The sequence below is a fragment of the Flexivirga caeni genome, assembly GCF_003724155.1.
In the GTDB taxonomy this organism is placed as follows: domain Bacteria; phylum Actinomycetota; class Actinomycetes; order Actinomycetales; family Dermatophilaceae; genus Flexivirga; species Flexivirga caeni.
Genome location: NZ_RJJQ01000026.1, coordinates 22,977 through 42,050, shown reverse-complemented (window position 1 = coordinate 42,050; position 19,074 = coordinate 22,977). Strand labels below are relative to the sequence as shown.

Annotated in this window: 23 protein-coding genes and 1 pseudogene; 10 read left to right on the top strand and 14 right to left on the bottom strand. The window is 65.5% G+C overall.

Going from position 1 to position 19,074, the window contains the following annotated elements:
- The first annotated feature begins 882 nt into the window (after positions 1–882).
- Both dnaB and EFY87_RS18890 read left to right on the top strand, forming a co-directional pair.
- The gene (dnaB, locus tag EFY87_RS18895) at positions 883–2,256 is read left to right on the top strand and encodes a replicative DNA helicase (protein WP_425459375.1); all 1,374 of its coding nucleotides are present in this window, start codon (positions 883–885) and stop codon (positions 2,254–2,256) included.
- 150 nt (positions 2,257–2,406) lie between these two features.
- The gene (locus EFY87_RS18890) at positions 2,407–3,216 is read left to right on the top strand and encodes a hypothetical protein (protein WP_123273036.1); all 810 of its coding nucleotides are present in this window, start codon (positions 2,407–2,409) and stop codon (positions 3,214–3,216) included.
- A gap of 42 nt (positions 3,217–3,258) precedes the next feature.
- Here EFY87_RS18890 and EFY87_RS18885 read toward each other — a convergent pair whose 3' ends face one another.
- Positions 3,259–3,876, bottom strand: coding sequence for a PIN domain-containing protein (locus tag EFY87_RS18885; protein ID WP_123273035.1), 618 nt, complete (start codon positions 3,874–3,876; stop codon positions 3,259–3,261).
- Between the two features lie 195 nt (positions 3,877–4,071).
- Here EFY87_RS18885 and EFY87_RS20745 point away from each other — a divergent pair, with 195 nt between their 5' ends.
- The 3 genes from EFY87_RS20745 to EFY87_RS18875 all read left to right on the top strand — a co-directional run bounded on the left by EFY87_RS20745 (position 4,072) and on the right by EFY87_RS18875 (position 6,397).
- Entirely contained in the window at positions 4,072–4,542 is a 471-nt protein-coding gene (locus EFY87_RS20745; RefSeq protein WP_220093714.1) for a helix-turn-helix domain-containing protein, read from the top strand.
- Positions 4,431–5,291 carry an IS630 family transposase gene (locus EFY87_RS20740; RefSeq protein ID WP_220093713.1) on the top strand — a complete coding sequence of 287 codons (861 nt, stop codon included), beginning with the start codon at positions 4,431–4,433 and terminating at the stop codon, positions 5,289–5,291. The genes EFY87_RS20745 and EFY87_RS20740 overlap by 112 nt, the downstream gene beginning before the upstream one ends.
- Positions 5,292–5,551: 260 nt before the next feature.
- Positions 5,552–6,397: a hypothetical protein gene (locus EFY87_RS18875; RefSeq protein WP_220093712.1), complete on the top strand. Its 846-nt coding sequence runs from the start codon at positions 5,552–5,554 to the stop codon at positions 6,395–6,397.
- Here EFY87_RS18875 and EFY87_RS18870 read toward each other — a convergent pair.
- Entirely contained in the window at positions 6,394–7,050 is a 657-nt protein-coding gene (locus tag EFY87_RS18870) for a DUF488 family protein, N3 subclade (protein WP_281276227.1), read from the bottom strand. The genes EFY87_RS18875 and EFY87_RS18870 overlap by 4 nt on opposite strands.
- Positions 7,051–7,362: 312 nt before the next feature.
- Between EFY87_RS18870 and EFY87_RS18865 the strand changes: the two genes are divergently transcribed.
- Entirely contained in the window at positions 7,363–8,574 is a 1,212-nt protein-coding gene (locus EFY87_RS18865; protein ID WP_123273033.1) for a permease, read from the top strand.
- A 73-nt stretch (positions 8,575–8,647) separates the two neighbouring features.
- On the opposite strand, the gene EFY87_RS18860 is transcribed toward EFY87_RS18865, so the two are convergent.
- Positions 8,648–9,172, bottom strand: a complete 525-nt coding sequence (locus EFY87_RS18860) for a hypothetical protein (protein WP_123273032.1) — start codon at positions 9,170–9,172, stop codon at positions 8,648–8,650.
- Between the two features lie 46 nt (positions 9,173–9,218).
- Here EFY87_RS18860 and EFY87_RS21225 point away from each other — a divergent pair, with 46 nt between their 5' ends.
- Positions 9,219–9,506, top strand: coding sequence for a cold shock domain-containing protein (locus tag EFY87_RS21225; RefSeq protein WP_123273031.1), 288 nt, complete (start codon positions 9,219–9,221; stop codon positions 9,504–9,506).
- Positions 9,507–9,833: 327 nt separating this feature from the next.
- On the opposite strand, the gene EFY87_RS18850 is transcribed toward EFY87_RS21225, so the two are convergent.
- The 4 genes and pseudogenes from EFY87_RS18850 to EFY87_RS20115 form a co-directional block, all read right to left on the bottom strand.
- The gene (locus tag EFY87_RS18850; RefSeq protein WP_123273030.1) at positions 9,834–11,252 is read right to left on the bottom strand and encodes an aminotransferase class I/II-fold pyridoxal phosphate-dependent enzyme; all 1,419 of its coding nucleotides are present in this window, start codon (positions 11,250–11,252) and stop codon (positions 9,834–9,836) included.
- Positions 11,242–12,099 carry a M20 family metallopeptidase gene (locus EFY87_RS18845; RefSeq protein WP_123273029.1) on the bottom strand — a complete coding sequence of 286 codons (858 nt, stop codon included), beginning with the start codon at positions 12,097–12,099 and terminating at the stop codon, positions 11,242–11,244. The genes EFY87_RS18850 and EFY87_RS18845 overlap by 11 nt, the downstream gene beginning before the upstream one ends.
- Positions 12,033–12,386: a zinc-binding metallopeptidase family protein gene (locus tag EFY87_RS18840; protein ID WP_123273028.1), complete on the bottom strand. Its 354-nt coding sequence runs from the start codon at positions 12,384–12,386 to the stop codon at positions 12,033–12,035. The genes EFY87_RS18845 and EFY87_RS18840 overlap by 67 nt, the downstream gene beginning before the upstream one ends.
- A 39-nt stretch (positions 12,387–12,425) precedes the next feature.
- Positions 12,426–12,578: pseudogene (locus EFY87_RS20115) on the bottom strand (DapH/DapD/GlmU-related protein); the annotation flags it as partial.
- A 150-nt stretch (positions 12,579–12,728) separates the two neighbouring features.
- Here EFY87_RS20115 and EFY87_RS20435 point away from each other — a divergent pair.
- Positions 12,729–12,866: a hypothetical protein gene (locus tag EFY87_RS20435; RefSeq protein ID WP_158607717.1), complete on the top strand. Its 138-nt coding sequence runs from the start codon at positions 12,729–12,731 to the stop codon at positions 12,864–12,866.
- Positions 12,867–13,024: 158 nt separating this feature from the next.
- On the opposite strand, the gene EFY87_RS18830 is transcribed toward EFY87_RS20435, so the two are convergent.
- From EFY87_RS18830 to EFY87_RS18815, 4 genes are all read right to left on the bottom strand, one after another.
- Positions 13,025–13,348: a carboxymuconolactone decarboxylase family protein gene (locus tag EFY87_RS18830; protein WP_123273027.1), complete on the bottom strand. Its 324-nt coding sequence runs from the start codon at positions 13,346–13,348 to the stop codon at positions 13,025–13,027.
- Between the two features lie 10 nt (positions 13,349–13,358).
- Positions 13,359–14,216 carry an aldo/keto reductase gene (locus EFY87_RS18825; RefSeq protein ID WP_123273026.1) on the bottom strand — a complete coding sequence of 286 codons (858 nt, stop codon included), beginning with the start codon at positions 14,214–14,216 and terminating at the stop codon, positions 13,359–13,361.
- A complete protein-coding gene (locus EFY87_RS18820; RefSeq protein WP_220093711.1) occupies positions 14,204–14,524 on the bottom strand; it encodes a cupin domain-containing protein in 321 nt (106 codons plus the stop codon). The genes EFY87_RS18825 and EFY87_RS18820 overlap by 13 nt, the downstream gene beginning before the upstream one ends.
- 408 nt (positions 14,525–14,932) lie before the next feature.
- Complete coding sequence (locus EFY87_RS18815; RefSeq protein WP_245988754.1) at positions 14,933–16,042, bottom strand: Fic family protein; 1,110 nt, start codon at positions 16,040–16,042, stop codon at positions 14,933–14,935.
- Between the two features lie 83 nt (positions 16,043–16,125).
- Here EFY87_RS18815 and EFY87_RS18810 point away from each other — a divergent pair, with 83 nt between their 5' ends.
- A complete protein-coding gene (locus EFY87_RS18810) occupies positions 16,126–16,557 on the top strand; it encodes a hypothetical protein (protein ID WP_158607716.1) in 432 nt (143 codons plus the stop codon).
- Positions 16,558–16,572: 15 nt separating this feature from the next.
- Here the strand turns inward: EFY87_RS18810 and EFY87_RS18805 are convergent, their stop codons facing one another.
- Positions 16,573–17,310 (bottom strand): AAA family ATPase, encoded by a 738-nt coding sequence (locus EFY87_RS18805; RefSeq protein ID WP_245988753.1) that lies wholly within the window; start codon positions 17,308–17,310, stop codon positions 16,573–16,575.
- A gap of 104 nt (positions 17,311–17,414) precedes the next feature.
- A complete protein-coding gene (locus tag EFY87_RS18800; protein ID WP_123273024.1) occupies positions 17,415–17,630 on the bottom strand; it encodes a hypothetical protein in 216 nt (71 codons plus the stop codon).
- A 189-nt stretch (positions 17,631–17,819) separates the two neighbouring features.
- Between EFY87_RS18800 and EFY87_RS18795 the strand changes: the two genes are divergently transcribed.
- A complete protein-coding gene (locus tag EFY87_RS18795) occupies positions 17,820–18,260 on the top strand; it encodes a hypothetical protein (RefSeq protein ID WP_148043405.1) in 441 nt (146 codons plus the stop codon).
- 83 nt (positions 18,261–18,343) lie between these two features.
- Here the strand turns inward: EFY87_RS18795 and EFY87_RS18790 are convergent, their stop codons facing one another.
- Positions 18,344–18,892 carry a dihydrofolate reductase family protein gene (locus EFY87_RS18790; RefSeq protein WP_123273022.1) on the bottom strand — a complete coding sequence of 183 codons (549 nt, stop codon included), beginning with the start codon at positions 18,890–18,892 and terminating at the stop codon, positions 18,344–18,346.
- Positions 18,893–19,074 lie beyond the last annotated feature (182 nt).

Genomic DNA, 19,074 nt, shown 5'->3' with positions numbered 1-19,074 from the left:
CGGTCACGGGTCCAGTACAGCAGGTGCAGGTGCTGGAAGCCACCACCCACCTGGTCCGCTGAGAAGCGCAGACCAGGGCCCCACCGACCGGGGTACCTACCCGCCGAGCGAGTCCGGTTGTGTGTGAGCAGTAACTCTCCGGCCAGTTCATCTTGGAATTCCGGCCATTTCAGCACGTGCCGTCATTGCTCCTCGGGCCACCCGGCTCGACCATGCAGCGCCCAGTCCACAATGTCCGAGACGGTGCCGAAGTCATCGAGGGCAAGGGCGGGCGCAGCCTGCCCGCGGCAGCGCTTGTATCGGCGTCATCCCGCGGTTTTGGGCACAGGTCGGGTCTGTGCGCACGTCGCCGTGTGACGTCGTGCGTGCCTCCCGGTGGTCTCGGTGTCGCCATGCTGAGCGAGCACGCTCACCGGCGCCCGGCGGGCTGAAATGGCCGACCGTGTAGCGCTCATTCGGACGATTTCGTAGCGCTCAAACGGCCGAATATGGAGGGACAAAACACACCGGTGGCAGGGCGGGGAGAGGCGGTCGCCATACCACAGGAGGCACCGTTCGACCCGTTCATCCCACTGGGGGCCGGGTGTTTCAGGGTCGCCGAAATGTTTTCTTGTGCACATCCCGATGTCGATGTTTCCGCAGGTCAGCGGTCTGCGGATGCTCTGGTGAAGACGATATCCACAATCTTGTCCCCAGGGTGTGCACCGGCATACGGACGATGTCCACAGGGTGTCCACAAGGCTGGTGGATGAGGGGTTTGCACGTTGCCCGGCGGCGATCTAGCGTGGCGGTTTCGCGTGTCGTGAGCGCCCCGTCAGTGGCTTGTCGGAGGTCGGTGGTGCAATCGACGCATGTTCGAATCCGGTCTCGAGGAGTGCCTGCGTGGCGATTGCTGAACTGCCCCCGGACTACGTGCCCGAGGGTAGCCAGGGGGGCGGCATGGTGCCGCCGCAGGATGTGCCTGCCGAGCAATCGGTGCTCGGCAGCATGTTGTTGTCCAAGGACGCGATCGCCGATGCGGCAGAGGCGCTGGACGGGCGCGACTTCTACCGGCCGGCGCACGAGTCGATCTACGAAGCGATCATCGACCTTTACGGCAGGGGCGAGCCGGCCGACGCGATCACTGTCGCTGACGAGCTGACCAAACGCGGCGAGCTGAGCCGCATCGGCGGACAGGCTTACCTGCACGAGCTCATCCAGGGCGTTCCGACCGCCGCCAACGCCGGCTACTACGCCGAGATCGTCGCCGAACGTGCGGTGCTGCGTCGGCTCGTCACCGCGGGCACCCGCATCGTGCAGATGGGGTATGCCGACGGCGGCGGCGATGTCGTCGACGTGATCAACGCCGCCCAGGCCGAGGTGTTCGGCGTCACCGCGGGCAAGGAGGCCGAGGACTACGTGCGGCTCGGCGACATCATCGCCGAGACGGCCGACGAGATCGACGCCGCCAGCAGCACCGGCGGCCAGATGACCGGCGTGCCGACGGGGTTCACCGATCTGGACGCGCTCACCAACGGTCTGCATCCCGGTCAGATGATCGTCATTGCGGCGAGGCCGGCCGTTGGAAAATCTACGATAGGACTAGACATTGCGCGCGCCTGTTCTATTAAAGCCGGTATGACGTCTGCCGTCTTCTCATTGGAAATGAGCAAGACCGAGATCTCCATGCGGCTACTGTCAGCCGAGGGCGGCATACAACTGCAGCACATGCGCAAAGGCACCATGCGCGACGAAGACTGGACTAGGCTTGCCACGACGATGGGCAAGGTGGCGGATGCGCCGCTGTTCATTGACGATTCGCCGAACATGTCGCTGATGGAGATTCGCTCCAAGTGCCGGCGGCTGAAGGAACGCAACGACCTGAGGCTGGTGGTCATCGACTACCTGCAGCTGATGACGTCGGGCAAGCGTGTCGAGTCCCGCCAGCAGGAAGTGTCGGAGTTCTCTCGTGCGCTGAAGCTGCTCGCCAAGGAGCTCAACGTGCCGGTGATCGCGATCAGCCAGCTCAACCGCGGCCCCGAGCAGCGCACCGACAAACGACCGCAGATGTCCGACCTTCGTGAGTCCGGCTCTATCGAGCAGGACGCCGACATGGTGATCCTGCTGCACCGCGAAGATTCCTACGACAAGGAGTCCGAGCGTGCAGGGGAGGCGGACCTGATCGTCGCCAAGCACCGGAACGGTCCGACCGACACGATCACCGTCGCGTTCCAGGGGCACTACTCGCGGTTTACGAACATGGCGCAGAATTTCTGACTGTTGTCGAGATGCAGCGAAGATTGATCAACTGCCCGTTGTAGTTAATCATTACTTGAAGTTATGGATGTATGGGTGATCTATCACTATGGCTAATGATTCTCCGTCATGTGCATCAGCCGCAGGCCTAGACCGCTCGTCGCTGTCGGGATGACTCCCGACACTTCCAACGCAGACTCGGGGATTGTCTCCGAAGAGGCGATCGTTGCGAAGTGGGCGGAGATGAGCCCACTGATTGATCGCCTTGCTCAGCGAGTCGGCATGCCTGATGAGTTTCCAGTTCTGACTGGCAGCGCTTTGGCAGGTGACGAGGCGGCATGCGCGGCGTACCCCGTATCGCATGCGGCGAGTCTGTGTCTCACGGCGGCTGTTGATCATTTGCATGCCGCGAAGGTTCTAGTTGCCGATGCGGGCTTCCATCACCTCGCAGCGTCCTCGACTCTCGCCCGTGGTGTCATCGAGAATGCCGCCACGGGCTACTGGATGCTGGCTTCGCGTGGGCGCGATGAACGCGTGACTCGTGCTCTTCGCTGGTACTTGCGCAATGCTCACGACCAAGAGGAAGCAGCCAGGAACGTCGCAAATGTCGGTGGGGCAACCGAGGCAGAAGTCAAGAAGAAGATCAAGGAAGCGTCGGATCGCCGTGGCCTGGACTGGGCGAAGGTCACCAGTCGGCTATACGCCACCTCAATCATCCGAGAGGTCGAGGGAGAGACGCGCTTACCACTGACCTTTTTGTGGCGGGTGTGTTCGGGCTTGGCGCACGGCCGGCCGTGGGCCTATCTAGGTGCGTTGACGCGGGAGACTCAAGTCAGCCATACCCCGGGCGTGCAGGAGATTCGCCTGACGAGCTCGTCGGCGATGGCACTCTACCCGACCTTGGAGGCAATGCATCTCGTCATGGAGTTCATCCGCCTGCGCGATCTCCGCGCTGGGATCTTCCACCCACCCCGCGGGTAACTCCCGCCCCTTGCCGCAGCTGCCGCCGGATCTGACCCCGTGTCAGACGGGCAGTTCGATGAAGGGAAGGCGAACCGCCGCGAGCTTCGTCTGCAGGTTCAGGTCCCCGGTAGCGACAGTGAGCTTCGCTCCTGGGTGATCGCTTTGGAGGAGGAGCGCTGAGGCAACCAGCCGGTCGTCAGGGACGGTCAGGTCCAACCAGGAGGGGAGACGTCCATCATCTCTAGGCTCAACGTGCTCGAAGCGCGCCCATACGTCACCGGCAACCTTCACACCGGTACGGATATCGCCACCGTTCGTTCGTAGGCCCTTCAGCCTTCGGTCGGCTCTGCGTGCCGCCTCTCGGATCTCCGGGTTGCGACCACCGCGTTTGAGATCGTCGAGTTCGCGAAGCACGACGGGCAACACGTGTGCCATATACCGCGAGCCGAGCAGCGATATGTAGGCGCTTAGATCGGGGTTGTCGAGGAGAGTATTTGTGTCCACGACCAAGCGGTTCGGGTACTCGTCTGTTCCGTACGACCTCCACTGTGACAGCTGTCGCCGCTGCGCCGAGAAGCACGTGACGTATGCGGTGTGTGCTCCGCTCTGCGAGCGGGCGTCGTTGCCGGAATCGAGTAGCTGATCGAGTTGACCGTAGATCGAAGCCGCGGTCTGCATGCTGGGCGTAAAGGGGTACTCGGGGTCTCTACGGACCGGATGTACCTCCTGACGCAGCGTCTCGCGTAGTGCCTCGCGCCCGAACTCAAGTTCCTGTGCGTCGTTCAGAAACCTAGTGGCGTGTCGCTCCTAAATATATTGGTATAGGTTCGGTTGACTTTCCTGGTCGATACTTGACTAGGGAAGGAGATCTTCATGTCGAGGCCGAAAGAGCACGTGGTGACGTTGACGGCGGCTGATCGTCGGAAGCTGACGCGGTTGGTGACGTCGGGGACGCATCCGGCGCGGATGATCACGCGGGCGCGGATTCTGTTGGCATTGGACGAGACTGCTGGCCCGGCACCGGACCGGTGGGTGGTCGCGCAGCAGGTCGGGGTGTGTGAGGGCACGGTGTATGGGGTGGCCAAACGATTCACCGGGTCCGGCGGTGATGCCCAGGCCGCGATCGGGCGTAAGAAGCGCGCCGAGCCGCCGGTGCCGGCGAAAGTGACCGGTGACGTCGAGGCGCGGGTCATCGCGCTGGCCTGCACCAACCCACCACCTGGTTATGACCGGTGGTCGTTGCGACTGTTGGAGAAACACGTGGTGCTGACCGACGGTATCCCGCCGCTGGATCACTCCACGATCGGGCGGGTCCTGAAAAAGGGGGGCTTCGTCCTCACCTGAAACAGTGCTGGACCATCGCCCCGCACGCCAACGGGGAGTTCGTGGCCCGGATGGAAGACGTGCTGGAGGTCTACCACCGTCCCTACAACGCGAATGTTCCGATCGTGTGTATGGATGAGAAGCCGTACCAGCTCCTGGCGCACGCCCGTGCCCCGAAGCCGGTACGCCCGGGCAGCGACCGCAAGGAGGACTCCGAATACGTGCGGCACGGCACGTGCTCGATCTTCGTGTGGGTCGAGCCCCTGGCCGGCCGCCGCCGCGTCGATGCCCGCCCTCGGCGGACCCGCATCGACTGGGCCGCCGAGATCGATCACCTGCTGACCATCGATTACCCCACAGCACCACGGGTCGTGCTGGTGATGGACAACCTGAACACCCACACGCTCGGCTCCCTGTACGAAGCGTTCGAACCGGTCAAGGCCCGAAACCTCGCCTCACGTCTCGAGATTCACTACACGCCCAAGCATGGGTCCTGGCTCAACATCGCCGAGATCGAACTGTCCGCCCTGACCCGGCAATGCCTCAGCCGGCGCATCGAAACCTCGACCGACTCAACGCCGAGCTCGCCGCCTGGCAGTCGGCGACCAACGCCAACCAACGCCAAGTCGACTGGCAATTCACCACCACCGACGCCCGCATCAAACTCCGGCACCTATACCCAGAACATTAGATACGACGGTCTACTAGCGTCTGTGGCCCACAGCGTTTGGCCCCTGATGATGCCGTCGAACCCACTGGCTGAGGTCTAGTGATACAGCCAGCGTGTGGCGGGGTTGGTCGCGTCGTCATCGTCCACAGTCGGAATCTATCTGCGGGGTCGGACAAGTAGCCGAAAGTGACATTGGGGGCACGACTCGCGACCGCTCTATCGGTTCTGGTTTGGCAGAACGTCGTTGTCGGCCGGGGTTCGGAGCCAATGGCCGAGCAGCGCTGTTCAGCGAGCATTTCGCTGAACGGATCCGCAGATCGCGCTACGTTCGTGGGGCAGGGCCGCACAAAGGGGTAGGCGATGGAAACGTTGTTTGGAGACACCGTCGAGCATCAGGCGGAGAAGCCGCGCGAGACAGCGCACCTCCGGGTTTTGATCACGGTGAAGGCTGCGCCGAACCCGTCTCTGGCGTACGGCGAGACAGTCTGCGTGGCCGGCGTTCGGCTCGGAGCGCTCGGGCCGACGGGGTGGATCCGTCTTTACCCAATCAACTTCAGACACTTGCCCGCGGCAACGGAGCAGTTCAAGAAGTACGACATCGTGACGGTTGAGTGCACCCCAGCAGGTGAGGCCCGGTTCGAGTCGTGGCGGCCGAACATGTCGACCCTTCACGTCGAATCCAGCCTGCCAGCGTGGCGGAGACGCCAGGAACTCCTTGATCCGATCATCGATGATTCGATGTGCTGCCTCCGCAGAAACGCTGCGGCCGACGCAACAGCCAGGTCACTTGCGCTTGTGCGACCAGCCGAGATCTTGGGCTTCCGGTTGGAGCACCACCCGGGATGGAGCAAGGACGAGCAGTCGAAGATCGACGGCTATGTCAACCAGCTGGGGTTCGAGGTCTTTGAAGAAGTCCAGGACAAGACGCCGCTGGAAGCGCCGCGGTTTAGGGGTTTCTATAGGTGGCGGTGTGCTGACCCGGAGTGCGGTACCCACGAGCAGTCGATTATTGACTGGGAGTTCGTCGCACTTCAACAACACCTTCACGACCGCTCAGATGCGGATGCTCAGGCCGCGATCCGTACGCGGTTCTTCGAGGAGATGTGCGCCCCGGATCGGCAGGTGGCGTTCTACGTGGGCAATCAGGCAAAGCGCCCGCAGACGTTCAGCATCCTCGGCGTCTACTACCCGAAGAAGGGTTCCTAGGTCGGGAGGTCAGCGACCGGTACCTCGGCTGCGTCAGCGATCGCGTCGATGATCACCTTGCGGTGACACCTGTCCATGTCGGACTCGTAACAGAGCACCGCGACGATTTGATCCTGCGCCAGCTCCGATAACTCGACCATGGACGACTCGGCCTCGGGGGACTGTAGCGTTTCGCGAAAGACGCGCTGCCCCTCCTCGACACGACCTTCCCAGAATGGCCGACGGTTCTCGCGTGCGTTGCCGAGGCTGCGCATGTGGCGGTAGTCGATGCCTGCTGTGGCAAGCGCTTCGCGAAGTCGAGTCTTGGAGAAACCCGCCTTCCGGCTGATCGCATTGAGGCGAACATCAGCCACCGTCTGCACACCCGCGCGCACGAGATCGGTGACGAAGTCGTCGATCGTCCGGCCCTCATATCCGACAGAGACGATTCCGTGAGTCATCGCAGTTACCTTCCGACGTCCTTGGTTGTGTTCCGCGTCTCGAACGAGCGCATCGATCGACACGGACAGCGCCCGGCAAATGGCGGCGACCTTCAGCACACCCGGATCTCGCGTGTGGCCCTGCTCGACCTTCATCAGGGTGTTGCCCGACAAGCCTGATCTCTCCGCGAGGACTGAGCGCGTCATCCCCACAGCGCGGCGTCTTTCAATCACAGCCTGGCCGAGACTGACAGACTCGGCCGAGTCCTTCGGTGGTCGACCGGCGGCTCGCACTGTCGGAGAGTATCAGTAATTTATTACTACTTGGATCGACCGGGATCGCGCACCCATGCGCTCTTTGCGCGAAAGCCGGCAGCAGACACCTGAGCAATGGCACCAAGGTCGTCCTGATCGCCGACCACATGCCCGGGATGAAGGTGACCGACCCAGTCCACACTTGTATACCCCTATGGGGTATACAAGTGTGGACTGAACAGTTGCCGCCCTGCACCCGCACTGCGACGAGCGAGCACGAGGAGTGTGCCGATGATCGATGCGGTAATCGACGCCCTACGCATGGCCGGCACGATGGCGTGGCAGATCTGCTGGTCACTGATCCTGGGATTCCTGCTGGCCGCCGTGGTGCAAGCTGTCGTCCGCCGCGAGCAGGTCTCGGACCTGCTGGGCGATGACCGCCCCAGCACACTGGCCAGGGCCACCGGTCTAGGGGTCGCCTCCTCGTCCTGCTCCTACGCAGCCGTCGCGTTGGCCAGGTCACTGTTCCGCAAGGGCGCCAGCTTCACCGCGGCGATGGTCTTTGAACTCGCATCCACCAACCTGGTCATCGAGCTCGGCATCATCCTCGCGTTGTTGCTGGGCTGGCAATTCACCCTGGCGGAGTTCGTCGGCGGACCGATTATCATTGTGCTGGTCGCCCTCGCCTTCCGGATCATGCTGCGCGAGAACATGATTCGTGACGCCCGCGCCCAGGCCGACAAGGGCCTCGCCGGTTCGATGGAGGGTCACGCCGGCATGGACATGTCCATCGGCGGTCACGGTTCGATCTGGTCGCGGCTGGCGTCACGACGTGGCGTGACCTCGGTCAGCCACATCTTCGTGATGGAGTGGGCGGCGGTCGTTCGCGACATACTCATTGGCCTGCTGATCGCCGGCGCTATCGCCGCGTGGGTGCCCGTGTCGTTCTGGCAACACCTCTTCCTGAACGGGCACCCGGTGCTCTCGGCGATCTGGGGCCCGATCATCGGCCCGATCATCGCGATCGCCAGTTTCGTATGTTCCATTGGGAACGTGCCCCTGGCCGCCGTGCTCTGGAACGGCGGAATCAGCTTTGGTGGCGTCACGTCATTCTTGTTCGCCGATCTGCTCATCCTGCCCATCCTGGCGATCTACCGGAAGTACTACGGATGGGCCATGACACTGCGGATCACCGGCGTGTTCTATGTCTGCATGGTGCTCGCCGGTTATGCCGTGGAAGCAATCTTCCAGATCCTCCACCTTGTCCCGGCAGCCGGCCACGCCTTCGTCGGCCACGCCGGAGTCAGCTGGAACTACACCACTTGGTTGAACATCGCTTTCCTGGTCCTGGCCGGCCTGCTGTGCACCCGATTCATCCGCACAGGCGGCATCGGCATGCTGCACATGATGGGTGGCAACCCCACGTCCGGTACAACGACGGCCGAACATCACCACGACGGTGAGGAACCTGCCGGGTCGTCCGACCCTGGGAGGCTGGAGTAGCGGTCCGGCCTGCGCCAGCAGGGGTCGCGACCCAGACTGCCCTCCATGGAGAGGTTTGGTCGTGCTGTCGCTGCTATCCGGCGGACACGTGTATGACGGTGTTAGTTGCGTCGAGATCGAGGTTGATCCGGCCCACGATCCAGGCGCTATCCAATGCGACCGTGTCGGCGGTGATCACGCGGACAACGAACCCGCACTCGCCGGCGGTCCCGGCGGCGACGGGCGCGGGTAGCCCGAGGAGGCCAGCGGCCCTCTGATGCAGAGCCATCTGCTGGTCCAGCTCTCGCAAGTCGGTCGCGCGAGCATCGGCGAAGGGCAACGTATCCTGTCTCTCAGGAGGAGCGAAGCCCTGTTGGACCAGGTAGGGGTATGTCCGTGCGGAGATCGTCAGCTCGACGCCACGTTGGTCGGCAACCTGCGCTGCTTCGGCCAGTGAGGACACCTGAACCGTCACGCTCTCGTTGCGAGAGCGCGGGATGAAAACGGTCCAGGACTGCGGGTAGCCCGTGGCCGGACACACCCAGGCCCGACCCTCGTTGATCCACGTCGCGCGATCGGCATACAGCCCACGGTTGCCTGCTCGCTTCAGATCGGCCATGCAAACAGTCCGCCCAATCTCATACCGAGGCGCCTACCCTCGGCGTATGGCGGACGGGAATTCGACCGGACGGATCGACGGTGTTGTCGAGTGGTTCGATGCCGAGCAGGGCTGGGGTGCGCTGAGTTCTGTGGAGACTCCGGGTGGGTGCTTCGTACACTTCTCGGCGATCGCGACGGATGGCTACCGGGCCCTGGCTGCTGGACAGCGGGTGCGTTTCGTCGCCGAGCACCTCGACTTTCTGCAGGACGGCTACTCATACCGGGCAGTGCGGGTGATCCCCTCGGAGCTGCGCGGGACGCAGGCATCGAGCCGCAACATAACCTCGGAGTGAAGCACGCCGGACGGGACGCTCTGGAAGGCTGGGCGCCGCGACCTCCGGAGGCCCCCGGAAACCGAGTGCTGCTCCCCCTCTGGCCGGAGGTCACAGTTGGCGGAGCGGAACTGTCTCTGCATCGGGACAACTGCCTTTCGATTGCCGGCTTCGATTCTCCGTGGGAGGCCGAGTGGCGATTCGTGCTGCCCGAGGCACTTCCCAAGGATTCGGCAGTTGTCGTTCGGGTCGCCGCCCTTGGCCGCGGGCCGGACAACCCAGTCTTCGTGGGATGTCTGCGCGACGTTCTCACCAGGTGACGTCGAGATGCCCGGGCGCACGCTTCGCTCAGGCTGTCACCCGCAGCGTGGCGAGGGTGGGGTCGGCGGCATACGCAATCCGCAGGCCGGCGGCGCGCGCCTGACCGAGCGCGTCGAGGGCGTCGCGGGTGATCTCCTCTCCGGGCGCGAGGACCGGGATGCCCGGTGGGTATGGCGCGACGAGCTCGGCGCTCACCCGCCCGACCGCATCCCGGGCGGCGACAGTCTCGGCCGGCGCGAAGAAGGCCTGCCGCGGAGGTATGGCGCTGACCGGCTCCACCCGATAGGACGCCGGCCCGACAACCGGACGCGGTATGCCGCGGCGACGCTCAACCGACGCCACCAGCTCCGCGACCAGCGCCCCGACCGTCTGCCCGGTGTCGGCGAGCGACACCATCGCGATCACGACGTCGCGGTCGGCCGACTCGACCGGCAGGCCCGCAGTGAGCAGGTCCTGCTCGACGAGGTTCCCGTCGGCGCCGGTGCCGCTCAGCAGCACGACCAGCTTGACCGGGTCGACGTCCGGCCCGTCGAGCACCACCAGCCCTGGCACGGCACGCAACCGCTCCCGTGCCCGCCGGGTCACCTCGATGATCGCTCCGAGCAAGGTCTCACCGTCACGGGCGAGCAGGGCACGGGAGGCATCGATGCTGGCGAGGATCGCACCGGCCGGGCTGGTCGTCGCGGTTGCCTCGACCGCCGCGTCCAGTCGCGCTGGATCGATACGCTCGGTGCGCGCCAGCACAAGCGCCGCCTGACTCCACGCCGGCAACGTCTTGTGGGCGCTGGTGATCATCGCATCCGCTCCCAGCTGTATGGCGTGCGCCGGCAGCGCCTCGTGGAAGCCGAAATGCGCGGCCCACGCGGCGTCGACCACCAGCGGCACATCGTGCGCGTGCGCCGCCTCCGCGAGACCCGCGACATCGCCGACCGTCCCGACATACGACGGATCACCGACGAAAACAGCTCGCGCATCAGGGTTTTCGGCCAATGCACGCGCGACGGCCGCGGGCGCAACGCCCATCGGCAGCCCGGTTGCCGAGTCCACCTCGGGCCGGACCCAGACCGGCGTCAGGCCCGCCAGGACCAGCCCGAGCAGCATCGACCGGTGCAGGGTGCGACTGACCACGACCGTGTCGCCATCACCAGCAACGGCGAGGGCGAGCGCCTGATTGGCGTGGGTCGCGCCGCCGGTGGAGAACCGGCATACATCGGCACCCCACAGGCGGGCGGCACGCGCTTCGGCGTCGGCGAGCACGCCACCGGTGAGCTTCATCGTGTCGAGCCCGGCATACAGCGGCACGTCGCCCGCGACCACGTCCCCGACCAGATCGTGCCGCTGCTTGTGCCCGGGGATGGTGAACGGGGTCGGCTCCGCCTCCTGGAAGCGCAGCCAGGCGTCGAGCAGCGGTGCGTCGCAACGCAATTCGCGTGGATCAGTCGGCATCGGGCACCCAGTCACCGAGCACCGAGACCAGCGCGGCCGGGAACGCCCGCACCTGGTCCAGGTCGACCCATTCGTCGGCGGCGTGCAGCCCGCCGCCGCTCGGCCCGCAGATCAGCGTCGGGCAGACGGCCTGCCACAGCGGCGCCTCCATCCAGTAGGGGGCGTCGAATGCCGTCCCGGTCGACACTGCTGCGCCGAGCCGGGCCGCGAGATCGGCAGCCGGGCCGTTCCGGTCGAGCCGCCAGCCGTCCCGTGCCGCCACGCGTTCGGCGCGTGCATCCCAGCCGGCGTCGAGCAGTGCCGTCACCTCATCGAGCGCCTCGGCTCCGTGGCCGTCCGGGGATGTCCGCAGCTCCACGATGCACTCGGCCGCATCGGGTATGACGAACGGGGACGACCCGCCCCGCACGACCGTGACCATGAGGTCGCCGCCAACGGCGCGCATGTCGGTTGCGCGCTGGTCGACCCGGTGCAACAGCCGCCCCAGGTGTGTGACGGCGTTGCGGCCGAGTTCGGCCTGCGAACTGTGTGCCGCGCGACCTGCGAATCTCACCCGCACAACGCCGAATCCCCGCAAGGACCGGGCCAATTCGGGCCCGGTCGGCTCGGCGATTAGGCACGTGACCGGCCGGAGGGCGAAATCTCCGAGTGCCGCGATCACCGCTTCGCTGCCGATGCTCGCGTCCTCCTCGTCGGCGACCAGGGTCAGCACCGGCCGGACGAGAGCACCGCTCTCGACGAGTGCTTCTGCGGCGACCACGAGCCCGGCGAGACCGCCCTTCATGTCGGCGGCGCCGCGCGCGTAGAGCCGATTGCCGTCGACGCGCGGGGTGAACGGCTGCGCCATACCGGCCACGCCGACGGTGTCCAGGTGACCGTTGAGTATGACGCAAGGCGCCTCGTCCGGTCCCGCCCGACCGCGACCAGACTCGGCCGCGTCACCTCGTCGCCGGCGTCCACGATCGCGGTGGCAAAGCCCGCCCGGTCGAGTCGTGCGCGAAGGTGAGCGGCGATGGCGGCTTCGCCCGCTGCGCCGTCGACCAGAGTCGGGTTGACGCTGTCGATCGACACCAGCTCGGAGAGCAGGCTGACCGCGGCGTCGGCGAGGCCGGACTGGCGGGTGGCGGACTCCATGGCGCGACACTATCCGTTGCGCGAGCGCAGGTGGCCGGCTCAGCCGCCGATGTCCCGGATCCGGCGCGCAGGCACGCCGCCCACGACGGTCCGGGCCGGGACGTCCTTGGTGACGACTGCTCCGGCCGCCACGACCGCGCCGTCGCCGATGGTGACGCCGGGCAGGATGGTCGCGTTGGCACCGATCCACACGCTGGTGCAGAGGATGACCGGCCGTGGGACAGTCGTCGCCCGCAACGCAGGGTCCAGGTCTGGTTGAGGGTGGCGATGACGACGTTGTGAACGATCAGCGCGTCGTCACCGATGGTGATGCCACCCTGATCTTGGAAGCGGCATCCGCTGTTGACGAAGACGCGTTCGCCGAACTGCAGGTTCTTCCCGCAGTCGGTGGTGAACGGCGGGAAGATCCGGAACGACGCCGGCACCGGGCGGCCGGTGATCCGCGACATGATCTCCACGCGCTCCTCGGGCGTGGTGTAGCGGGTGTTCAGCGTCATGCAAAGTTCGATCGCTTCGTTGGCCCGGTCGTCCATCATCTGCGCCAGGTCGCTGCCCGGCAGCGCGGGCTCGCCGGCGTTCATCCGGGCGAGGAAGCCAGGCAATGTCCTTGTCAGTTCTTCGTTTTCGGGCAGCCATCGTCACTCGGCCTCGTAGATCTCCTTGGCCATGCGGAACGCCCCCCAGGCCTTCGGCCACCCCGCATAGAAGGCCGCGTGGGTCAGGATCTCCGCCATCTCCTCCGCAGTGACGCCGTTGGTCCTGGCGAGGCCGAGGTGATGATGCAGCGAACCATCGAGCACGCCACTGGACATCAGCGCCGTCACGGTGACGATGCTGCGCAGCCGCGGGGAGAGCTGCTCCTCCCGCGACCAGATCTGCCCGAAGAGCACGTCGTCGTTGAGCGCCGCGAAGGTGGGCGCGAAGTCGCCCAGTGCGTCCCGCCCTGCTGTCACTTTCGCCATGGTGAGCTCCCTACTTGCCGCCGTAGACCGGGAATGCGCTGGAGTCGCCGTAGTCGCGTTCGTCCAGCTCTCGTAGCGTGGTCATGTCTTCGTCCGATATGACGAAGTCGATCTGTGTATTCGACTGCAAATGCTCGGGGTTTGCTGTCTTCGGCAACGACACGGCGCCGAGCTGCACCGTGTAGCGGATGCACAGTTGCGGAACCGTCGCGCCATACCTCTGCGCCATCGCGACGAGTCGTGGGATCGTCAGGATCTCGCCGTGCGCGATCGGTGAATAGGCCTCGACGAGGATGCCTTTGCCCGCGCAATAGGCGATCAGCTCACTCGGGGTGTTGCCTGCGTGCGCCAGGATCTGGTTGACCTGCGGTGCGATCGTGCCGTGCTCGAGGATGTTGTCCAGGTCCGATTGCAGGAAGTTGGAGACACCGATGGACCGGATCCGTCCGGCCCGCTGGGCTTCCTCCAGCGCCCGCCAGGCGGCGAGATTCCCCTCTGCGTAGTCGCCGCTGCGGAAGCTGTCCCACGGCTGCGGGGCGTGGATCAGCATCAGGTCGACATACCCGATGTCGAGGGTGGCGAGCGACTCGTCGGTCGCCACGACCGCTCGGTCGTAGTCCTTGATCTCCGTGGCGAGCTTGGTGGAGACGAAGAGGTTTTCGCGCGGTATGCCGCTGGTGCGCACCCCCTCGCCGACCCCGCGCTCGTTGCCGTACGCCTGGGCCGTGTCGATGTTGCGGTAGCCGATCTCGATCGCGGTGCGCACCGTGCCGGCGGCGACGTCATCGTCGATGAACCAGGTGCCGAGGCCGAGCTTCGGGATCTCGAATCCGTCCGAGAGCACGAACGTTTCGTTCAGGATCGGCATACGTTGTCGCCATTCGTGGGCAGTGCGCCATACACCTCGTCGGTGACGGGTTCGAGCCACTCGGTGCGGGCGCCCTCGCCGGGGGTGATGAATGCGATGTGCGAGCACCATGAGTCGGCCTTTGCGCCGTGCCAGTGCTTGGTGCCCGCCGGCACTCGAACGACCGTGCCGGGGACGAGGCTGACCGGCTCCTCACCGTCGGCCTGGAACCACCCGCTGCCCGCGGTGCACAACAGGATCTGGTCGCCTCCGCCGTCGATGCCGTGGTGGATGTGCCAGTTGTTGCGGCAGCCGGGCTCGAACGTCACGTTGCTGACCGGCACGCTTCCCGACGCGAGTGGCGCCAGGTAGCTCTGTCCGATGAAGTATGCCGCGAAGGCGTCGTTCTTCTCACCGACTTCTCACCGAGCGGAAACATCTGCTCGAACGTGCTGTCGGTCATGCGGTTCCTTTTGTCGTGGCGGCGTTACTGCCCGGCGTATGCCGTGGCTCGTCTCCATGGTGGCCGGTTTCCCGCGGGCGGGGGAGTCCCGCCCGGTGGGGGTACTCGCAGCGCCTCCCTCGTGGCGGGGTCCGCGACCCGCGGTGGGCGGATGGACAATCGAGCGAAGTCCTGGACACCACACCCGAGCCTGCAAGGACAGCGTGCCGGCGCGACGTCGCTGAACTCGGCCTCCTCCGCCGACACGTCGGGCAACGCACCCACGCCTGTGCCCTCACCCCTGTTCCTGCGCGCTCGCCGAAAATCGCACGAGCAGGTCAGTGAGTTCGCGGTTGACGAAGAGTCTGTCCCGGCCGATTTTCGTGTCGGCCAGCAGTCCGGCGTCGACCAGAGCTTCGAGCCACTTCGTCGCCGTTGGCCGTGAGACGCCGCAACGGTCCACGACGGTGCGAATCCGGGTGTAGGGCTGCTCGAACATGACGGCGAGGAGTTCGCTGTCGGCGCCGCCCCTGGTGGCGAGGCGTGCACGCTGGGCGAAGTCGTCTCGCAGGTCCCGGATGGCGGCGATGACCGCGACGCCATCGTCTGAGGCTTGGCGAATACCGTTGAGCAGGAAGATGATCCAGCTCTCCCAATCCTGGCGCGCGGTCACGCCCAAGAGCCCTCGGTAGTAGTCCGACTTGTTCGCGATGATGTAGCGCGAGAGATAGAGGATCGGCTGCCGTAACAGCCCCGCCTCGACGAGCATCAGCACATTGAGAATGCGTCCGGTGCGGCCGTTGCCGTCGGTGAACGGGTGGATCGCCTCGAACTGGTAGTGCGCGGCGGCGAGCCGGACGAGCGGATCCATCCCGTCCTCGGCGTGGATGAAACGTTCCCACTCGGTGAGCTTCTCGGCGATCACCTCACGGCCCTCCGGGGGGCTGTAGACGATGTTCCCTGTCGCCGGGTTCACGATGCGGGTGCCCGGCAGCACACGGAGTTGCATCTCACGTGACTTGATCGCGGTGCAGACAGCTTCGGCCATGCGGCGGGTGACTCCACGTGCGGCTGTCGCTTCGAAACCTCGCCGCAGCGCGGTGCGGTAGCGCAGCGTTTCCTTGGTCGCCGGGTCCGCCGCGTCGTCGTCATCCATGTGCCGGAAGAGGTCGTCCGTGGTGGTGACGATGTTCTCGATTTCCGAACTCGCCTGTGCTTCCAGGAGCGGTATGGCGTTGATGAGCACGGTCGGATTGGGGAGCAGGGCCGCGGCCTGATCGAGGCGAGCCAGCGCGATGTTCGCAGCGATTGCAGCTTTGAGCACCGCCTTGGTCTCCAACTGCTCTGGGCCAGGAGGCGGCGGGAGGGCGTTGAAGGGTCGGTCGGCTTCCCACGCGGGCTTCACCCGAGCGAGCCTGCCACAACGTGTGAAGTATCGACCACTTTTTTGACACGTTTGGTCGATATGACAAGTTTCATGACATGTCGATGACGCCCATGAGCCAGGTGTGCAGGAGGATGCTCGGCATGCTCGACTTCGTCTTCGACTTCATCGCCAATGCGATCACCGATTTCGTCGGTGGCGTGTTCGGTCGGCGTTTCCAGCGTCGCCGAGCCCGGCGGCTGCAAGCGGACGGGCGGTTGCCGTGCGCGTTCCGCGACGGGAAGAAGTGGCGGCGCGGCACAGCCGAACTCTGTAATCGCCGAATCCGCTTCAAGGACAACGAGTTACACGTCGAGACAATTGAACTGCCAGGTGTGACGCAACCGGCGGGCGGCAGCGAGCGGGGGCAGATCCTCTGGTTCGATCCCGAGGTGCGGATCCTGCGCGTGATCACCTCGGACGGTCCGCGGGAGTGGGCGATCCTGGAGTGGCAGACGCCCTGGGCGATCGAAAGGCTGGGCCTGCCGAGCGCCTGACGCCATACGACCCGTTCACTCAAGGTGGCGCAGGTATCGCTGGGGTGCGTCGCAGAAGCTGCGGTAGTGCATCACCAGGTCCAGGTCGGCCCAGGAGCGCGGCTGGTAGCCGTCCGCGTCGAGTTCCAGCACGGTTGCGCCGGGCAGGCTCGCGATGATGGGCGAGTGAGTGGCGATCAGGACCTGCACGCCACCGCCGGTGAGCATGTTCATGAGTTCCGCGACCAGGCGCAGCTGCGCGGCGAACGACAGGCCGGCCTCGGGCTCGTCGAGGACATAGAAACCATCGCCGTTGAAGCGGCCGGTGTCGAACAGGGTCCGGAACGCCTCACCGTGGCTGAACCGGTGAAACTCCGGATCCCCGGTATGGCTCTCCGTGCGTGTGCTGTCCAGGAAGGTGAACAGGTCGTGCATGGTGTCGGCCCGTACGAAGTAACCCCACCGGGAAGCGCCGGCACCCCGGACCAGTTGAAGCCATTCGTGCAGCGGCGATTCGCTGGTCCAGGTGGTGTGCATCGCGCCGGTGGAACCGCCCTCGCCGTTCAGCCCGAACGCCATGGCGATCGCTTCGACCAGCGTCGACTTGCCGGTGCCGTTCTCTCCGACCAGCACCGTCGCCCGCGACAGGTCGAGTCCCTCGTCGAGCAGTTGCCGGACGGACGGAAGCGACGCGGGCCAACCGCGCGGTATGACGGCGTCCGGGTGCGCCTGAACCCTCCGCACCGGCGCGGGTGTCAGCCAGCCGCCTGTCACGATCGCAGTCTCCGCCGAACCCGGGCGCGCCGGGCAGTCTGCACCTTGGTCGCCGTCATACCGGCAAGTATCGCCGCCGGAAGGTGTATGCCGGGAAGGCTGCGTCAGGCTGGGGTTTCGGGATCTCCGTGCACGTCGCGATCGGGGTTCACGTCACGTTCGGAATCGGCGTCGCGCGAGGAGTCCTCGTCGTGAGCGCGTTCGCTGACGCCTCCGCTGGCCACATCGTTCTCTTCGCCGCCACCGTCCGCGGGGTGCGAGCCGGGGCCACCGTCCGGCTGGTCGACCTTCGCGCGCTGGCCGTCGTTCGTGGTGCTCATGGCAACCACTCCTCTCTCGTTGCGGTTATTCCTGGCCTTACCCGCGACAGGTGAAGGTCATTCGTCTTTGACGCGCGAACGCATCGGGCGGCTGGTGACGCCGGCCAGCCTGGCGCGACCTTCGATAGCGACAACCTCTCGTCATACGCAAGGTGGTGCGGCGATGATGGACGTGTGCAGGCCGGCTCCGTGACGTATCGATCCGCCGGTTCGCGATGGGCGGGGATTCCGATCGGTGTGGGGTTCACGGCGATTGGTGGGCTGCTGGTCCTCAACTCGGCCCCGCTCACCGCGGCGATCGCGTTCGTGGTGTTGGGGTGCGTCGACGTGGTGATCAGCGTGCGGACGCGGTTGGTGTTCACCGATGACCAGGTCACGATCTATCCAGCGCTCGGTCCGAAGATGAGGATTCCTCGTGGTTTCTGCATCTCGGGCGCCGCTGTGCTGATGACGGGCGCGAAGTCGTTCGTGGTGCGCGCACGATTCGAGGTGGGCATCATGACCCGCGCCAGGTTCGTCAGGTGGACCATTGCGGCCACGGGGTGGGGAGCGGACTCCATCGTCGCGGACATCGACGCGCTGCTCGACGCGCCACGGGGAGACGGCGGCCTGAAATCCGCGACCGAGTGACGGCGAGTACGCCGAGCGACGGCGTAATTGCGCCGTCGCTCGCCGAGGAAGCCGTCACTCGCGAGAACGGGGGAGGTGAGGGATCACGGCGCGGTATACCGCAGCGCGACGACGCCGCTGGCGAATCGCGTGACATCGGCCAGCGTCAATGACGGTGCGCCCGTGACGCCCTCGAACAGTGGCTGTACGGTCGCCGGCGCCACCACCGGTGCCAGCCAGAAGTGGTATTCGTCGACGAGCCGGTGCTCCAGCAGTAGCGCGTCCAGCGGGCCGGTGCCGAATTTCACCAAGTCACCTTCCGCCTTCAGCGCACGCACCGCCTCCACCACATCTGCGCCGAGTTTGCTTGCGTTCCAGGAAAATTCAGTCAGCGTAGTCGTCGCGACATATTTCGGGATGGTGTTCATCCGATGCACGAACTCACCGAAGACGCCCTCGGCGGTCGCCTCCATCGCCGGATATGCTGCCGACAGTCCCTGGTAGGTCTTGCGTCCGAGGAGCAATGCCTCCGCGGACTCGAGAAGCTCCCATGAATACTGCTGGTGCTCGGCGTCCAGGTAGGGAAACGCCCAGGCGATGTCACCTATCTCGCCGCCCAGCGACACGTGTGTTGCCTCGATCAGTCGTCCCATGCGCTGTTTCCTTTCGCTCACGTCGCGCCCGGACCACTACTTCCACGAGCGGTGCCACCCGGATCGGACAGGCCGATCAACCGGAGCACCGCCGCGGTGACCGCTGCCGGGCTGTTCACCGGTGTCAGGTGTTCGGCACCAGGGATGACGGTCGGCGGTGGCGCACCGATGGGGCACGGATG

Coding starts and splice junctions, on each gene's coding strand:
- EFY87_RS18890 (WP_123273036.1), top strand. CDS start 2,407: ATGACTCCCGACACTTCCAACGCAGACTCGGGGATTGTCTCCGAAGAG.
- EFY87_RS18885 (WP_123273035.1), bottom strand. CDS start 3,876: ATGCAGACCGCGGCTTCGATCTACGGTCAACTCGATCAGCTACTCGAT.
- EFY87_RS20745 (WP_220093714.1), top strand. CDS start 4,072: ATGTCGAGGCCGAAAGAGCACGTGGTGACGTTGACGGCGGCTGATCGT.
- EFY87_RS18875 (WP_220093712.1), top strand. CDS start 5,552: ATGGAAACGTTGTTTGGAGACACCGTCGAGCATCAGGCGGAGAAGCCG.
- EFY87_RS18865 (WP_123273033.1), top strand. CDS start 7,363: ATGATCGATGCGGTAATCGACGCCCTACGCATGGCCGGCACGATGGCG.
- EFY87_RS18860 (WP_123273032.1), bottom strand. CDS start 9,172: ATGGCCGATCTGAAGCGAGCAGGCAACCGTGGGCTGTATGCCGATCGC.
- EFY87_RS21225 (WP_123273031.1), top strand. CDS start 9,219: ATGGCGGACGGGAATTCGACCGGACGGATCGACGGTGTTGTCGAGTGG.
- EFY87_RS18850 (WP_123273030.1), bottom strand. CDS start 11,252: ATGCCGACTGATCCACGCGAATTGCGTTGCGACGCACCGCTGCTCGAC.
- EFY87_RS18845 (WP_123273029.1), bottom strand. CDS start 12,099: ATGGCGCAGCCGTTCACCCCGCGCGTCGACGGCAATCGGCTCTACGCG.
- EFY87_RS18840 (WP_123273028.1), bottom strand. CDS start 12,386: ATGGAGTCCGCCACCCGCCAGTCCGGCCTCGCCGACGCCGCGGTCAGC.
- EFY87_RS18830 (WP_123273027.1), bottom strand. CDS start 13,348: ATGGCGAAAGTGACAGCAGGGCGGGACGCACTGGGCGACTTCGCGCCC.
- EFY87_RS18825 (WP_123273026.1), bottom strand. CDS start 14,216: ATGCCGATCCTGAACGAAACGTTCGTGCTCTCGGACGGATTCGAGATC.
- EFY87_RS18810 (WP_158607716.1), top strand. CDS start 16,126: ATGACGCCCATGAGCCAGGTGTGCAGGAGGATGCTCGGCATGCTCGAC.
- EFY87_RS18800 (WP_123273024.1), bottom strand. CDS start 17,630: ATGAGCACCACGAACGACGGCCAGCGCGCGAAGGTCGACCAGCCGGAC.
- EFY87_RS18790 (WP_123273022.1), bottom strand. CDS start 18,892: ATGGGACGACTGATCGAGGCAACACACGTGTCGCTGGGCGGCGAGATA.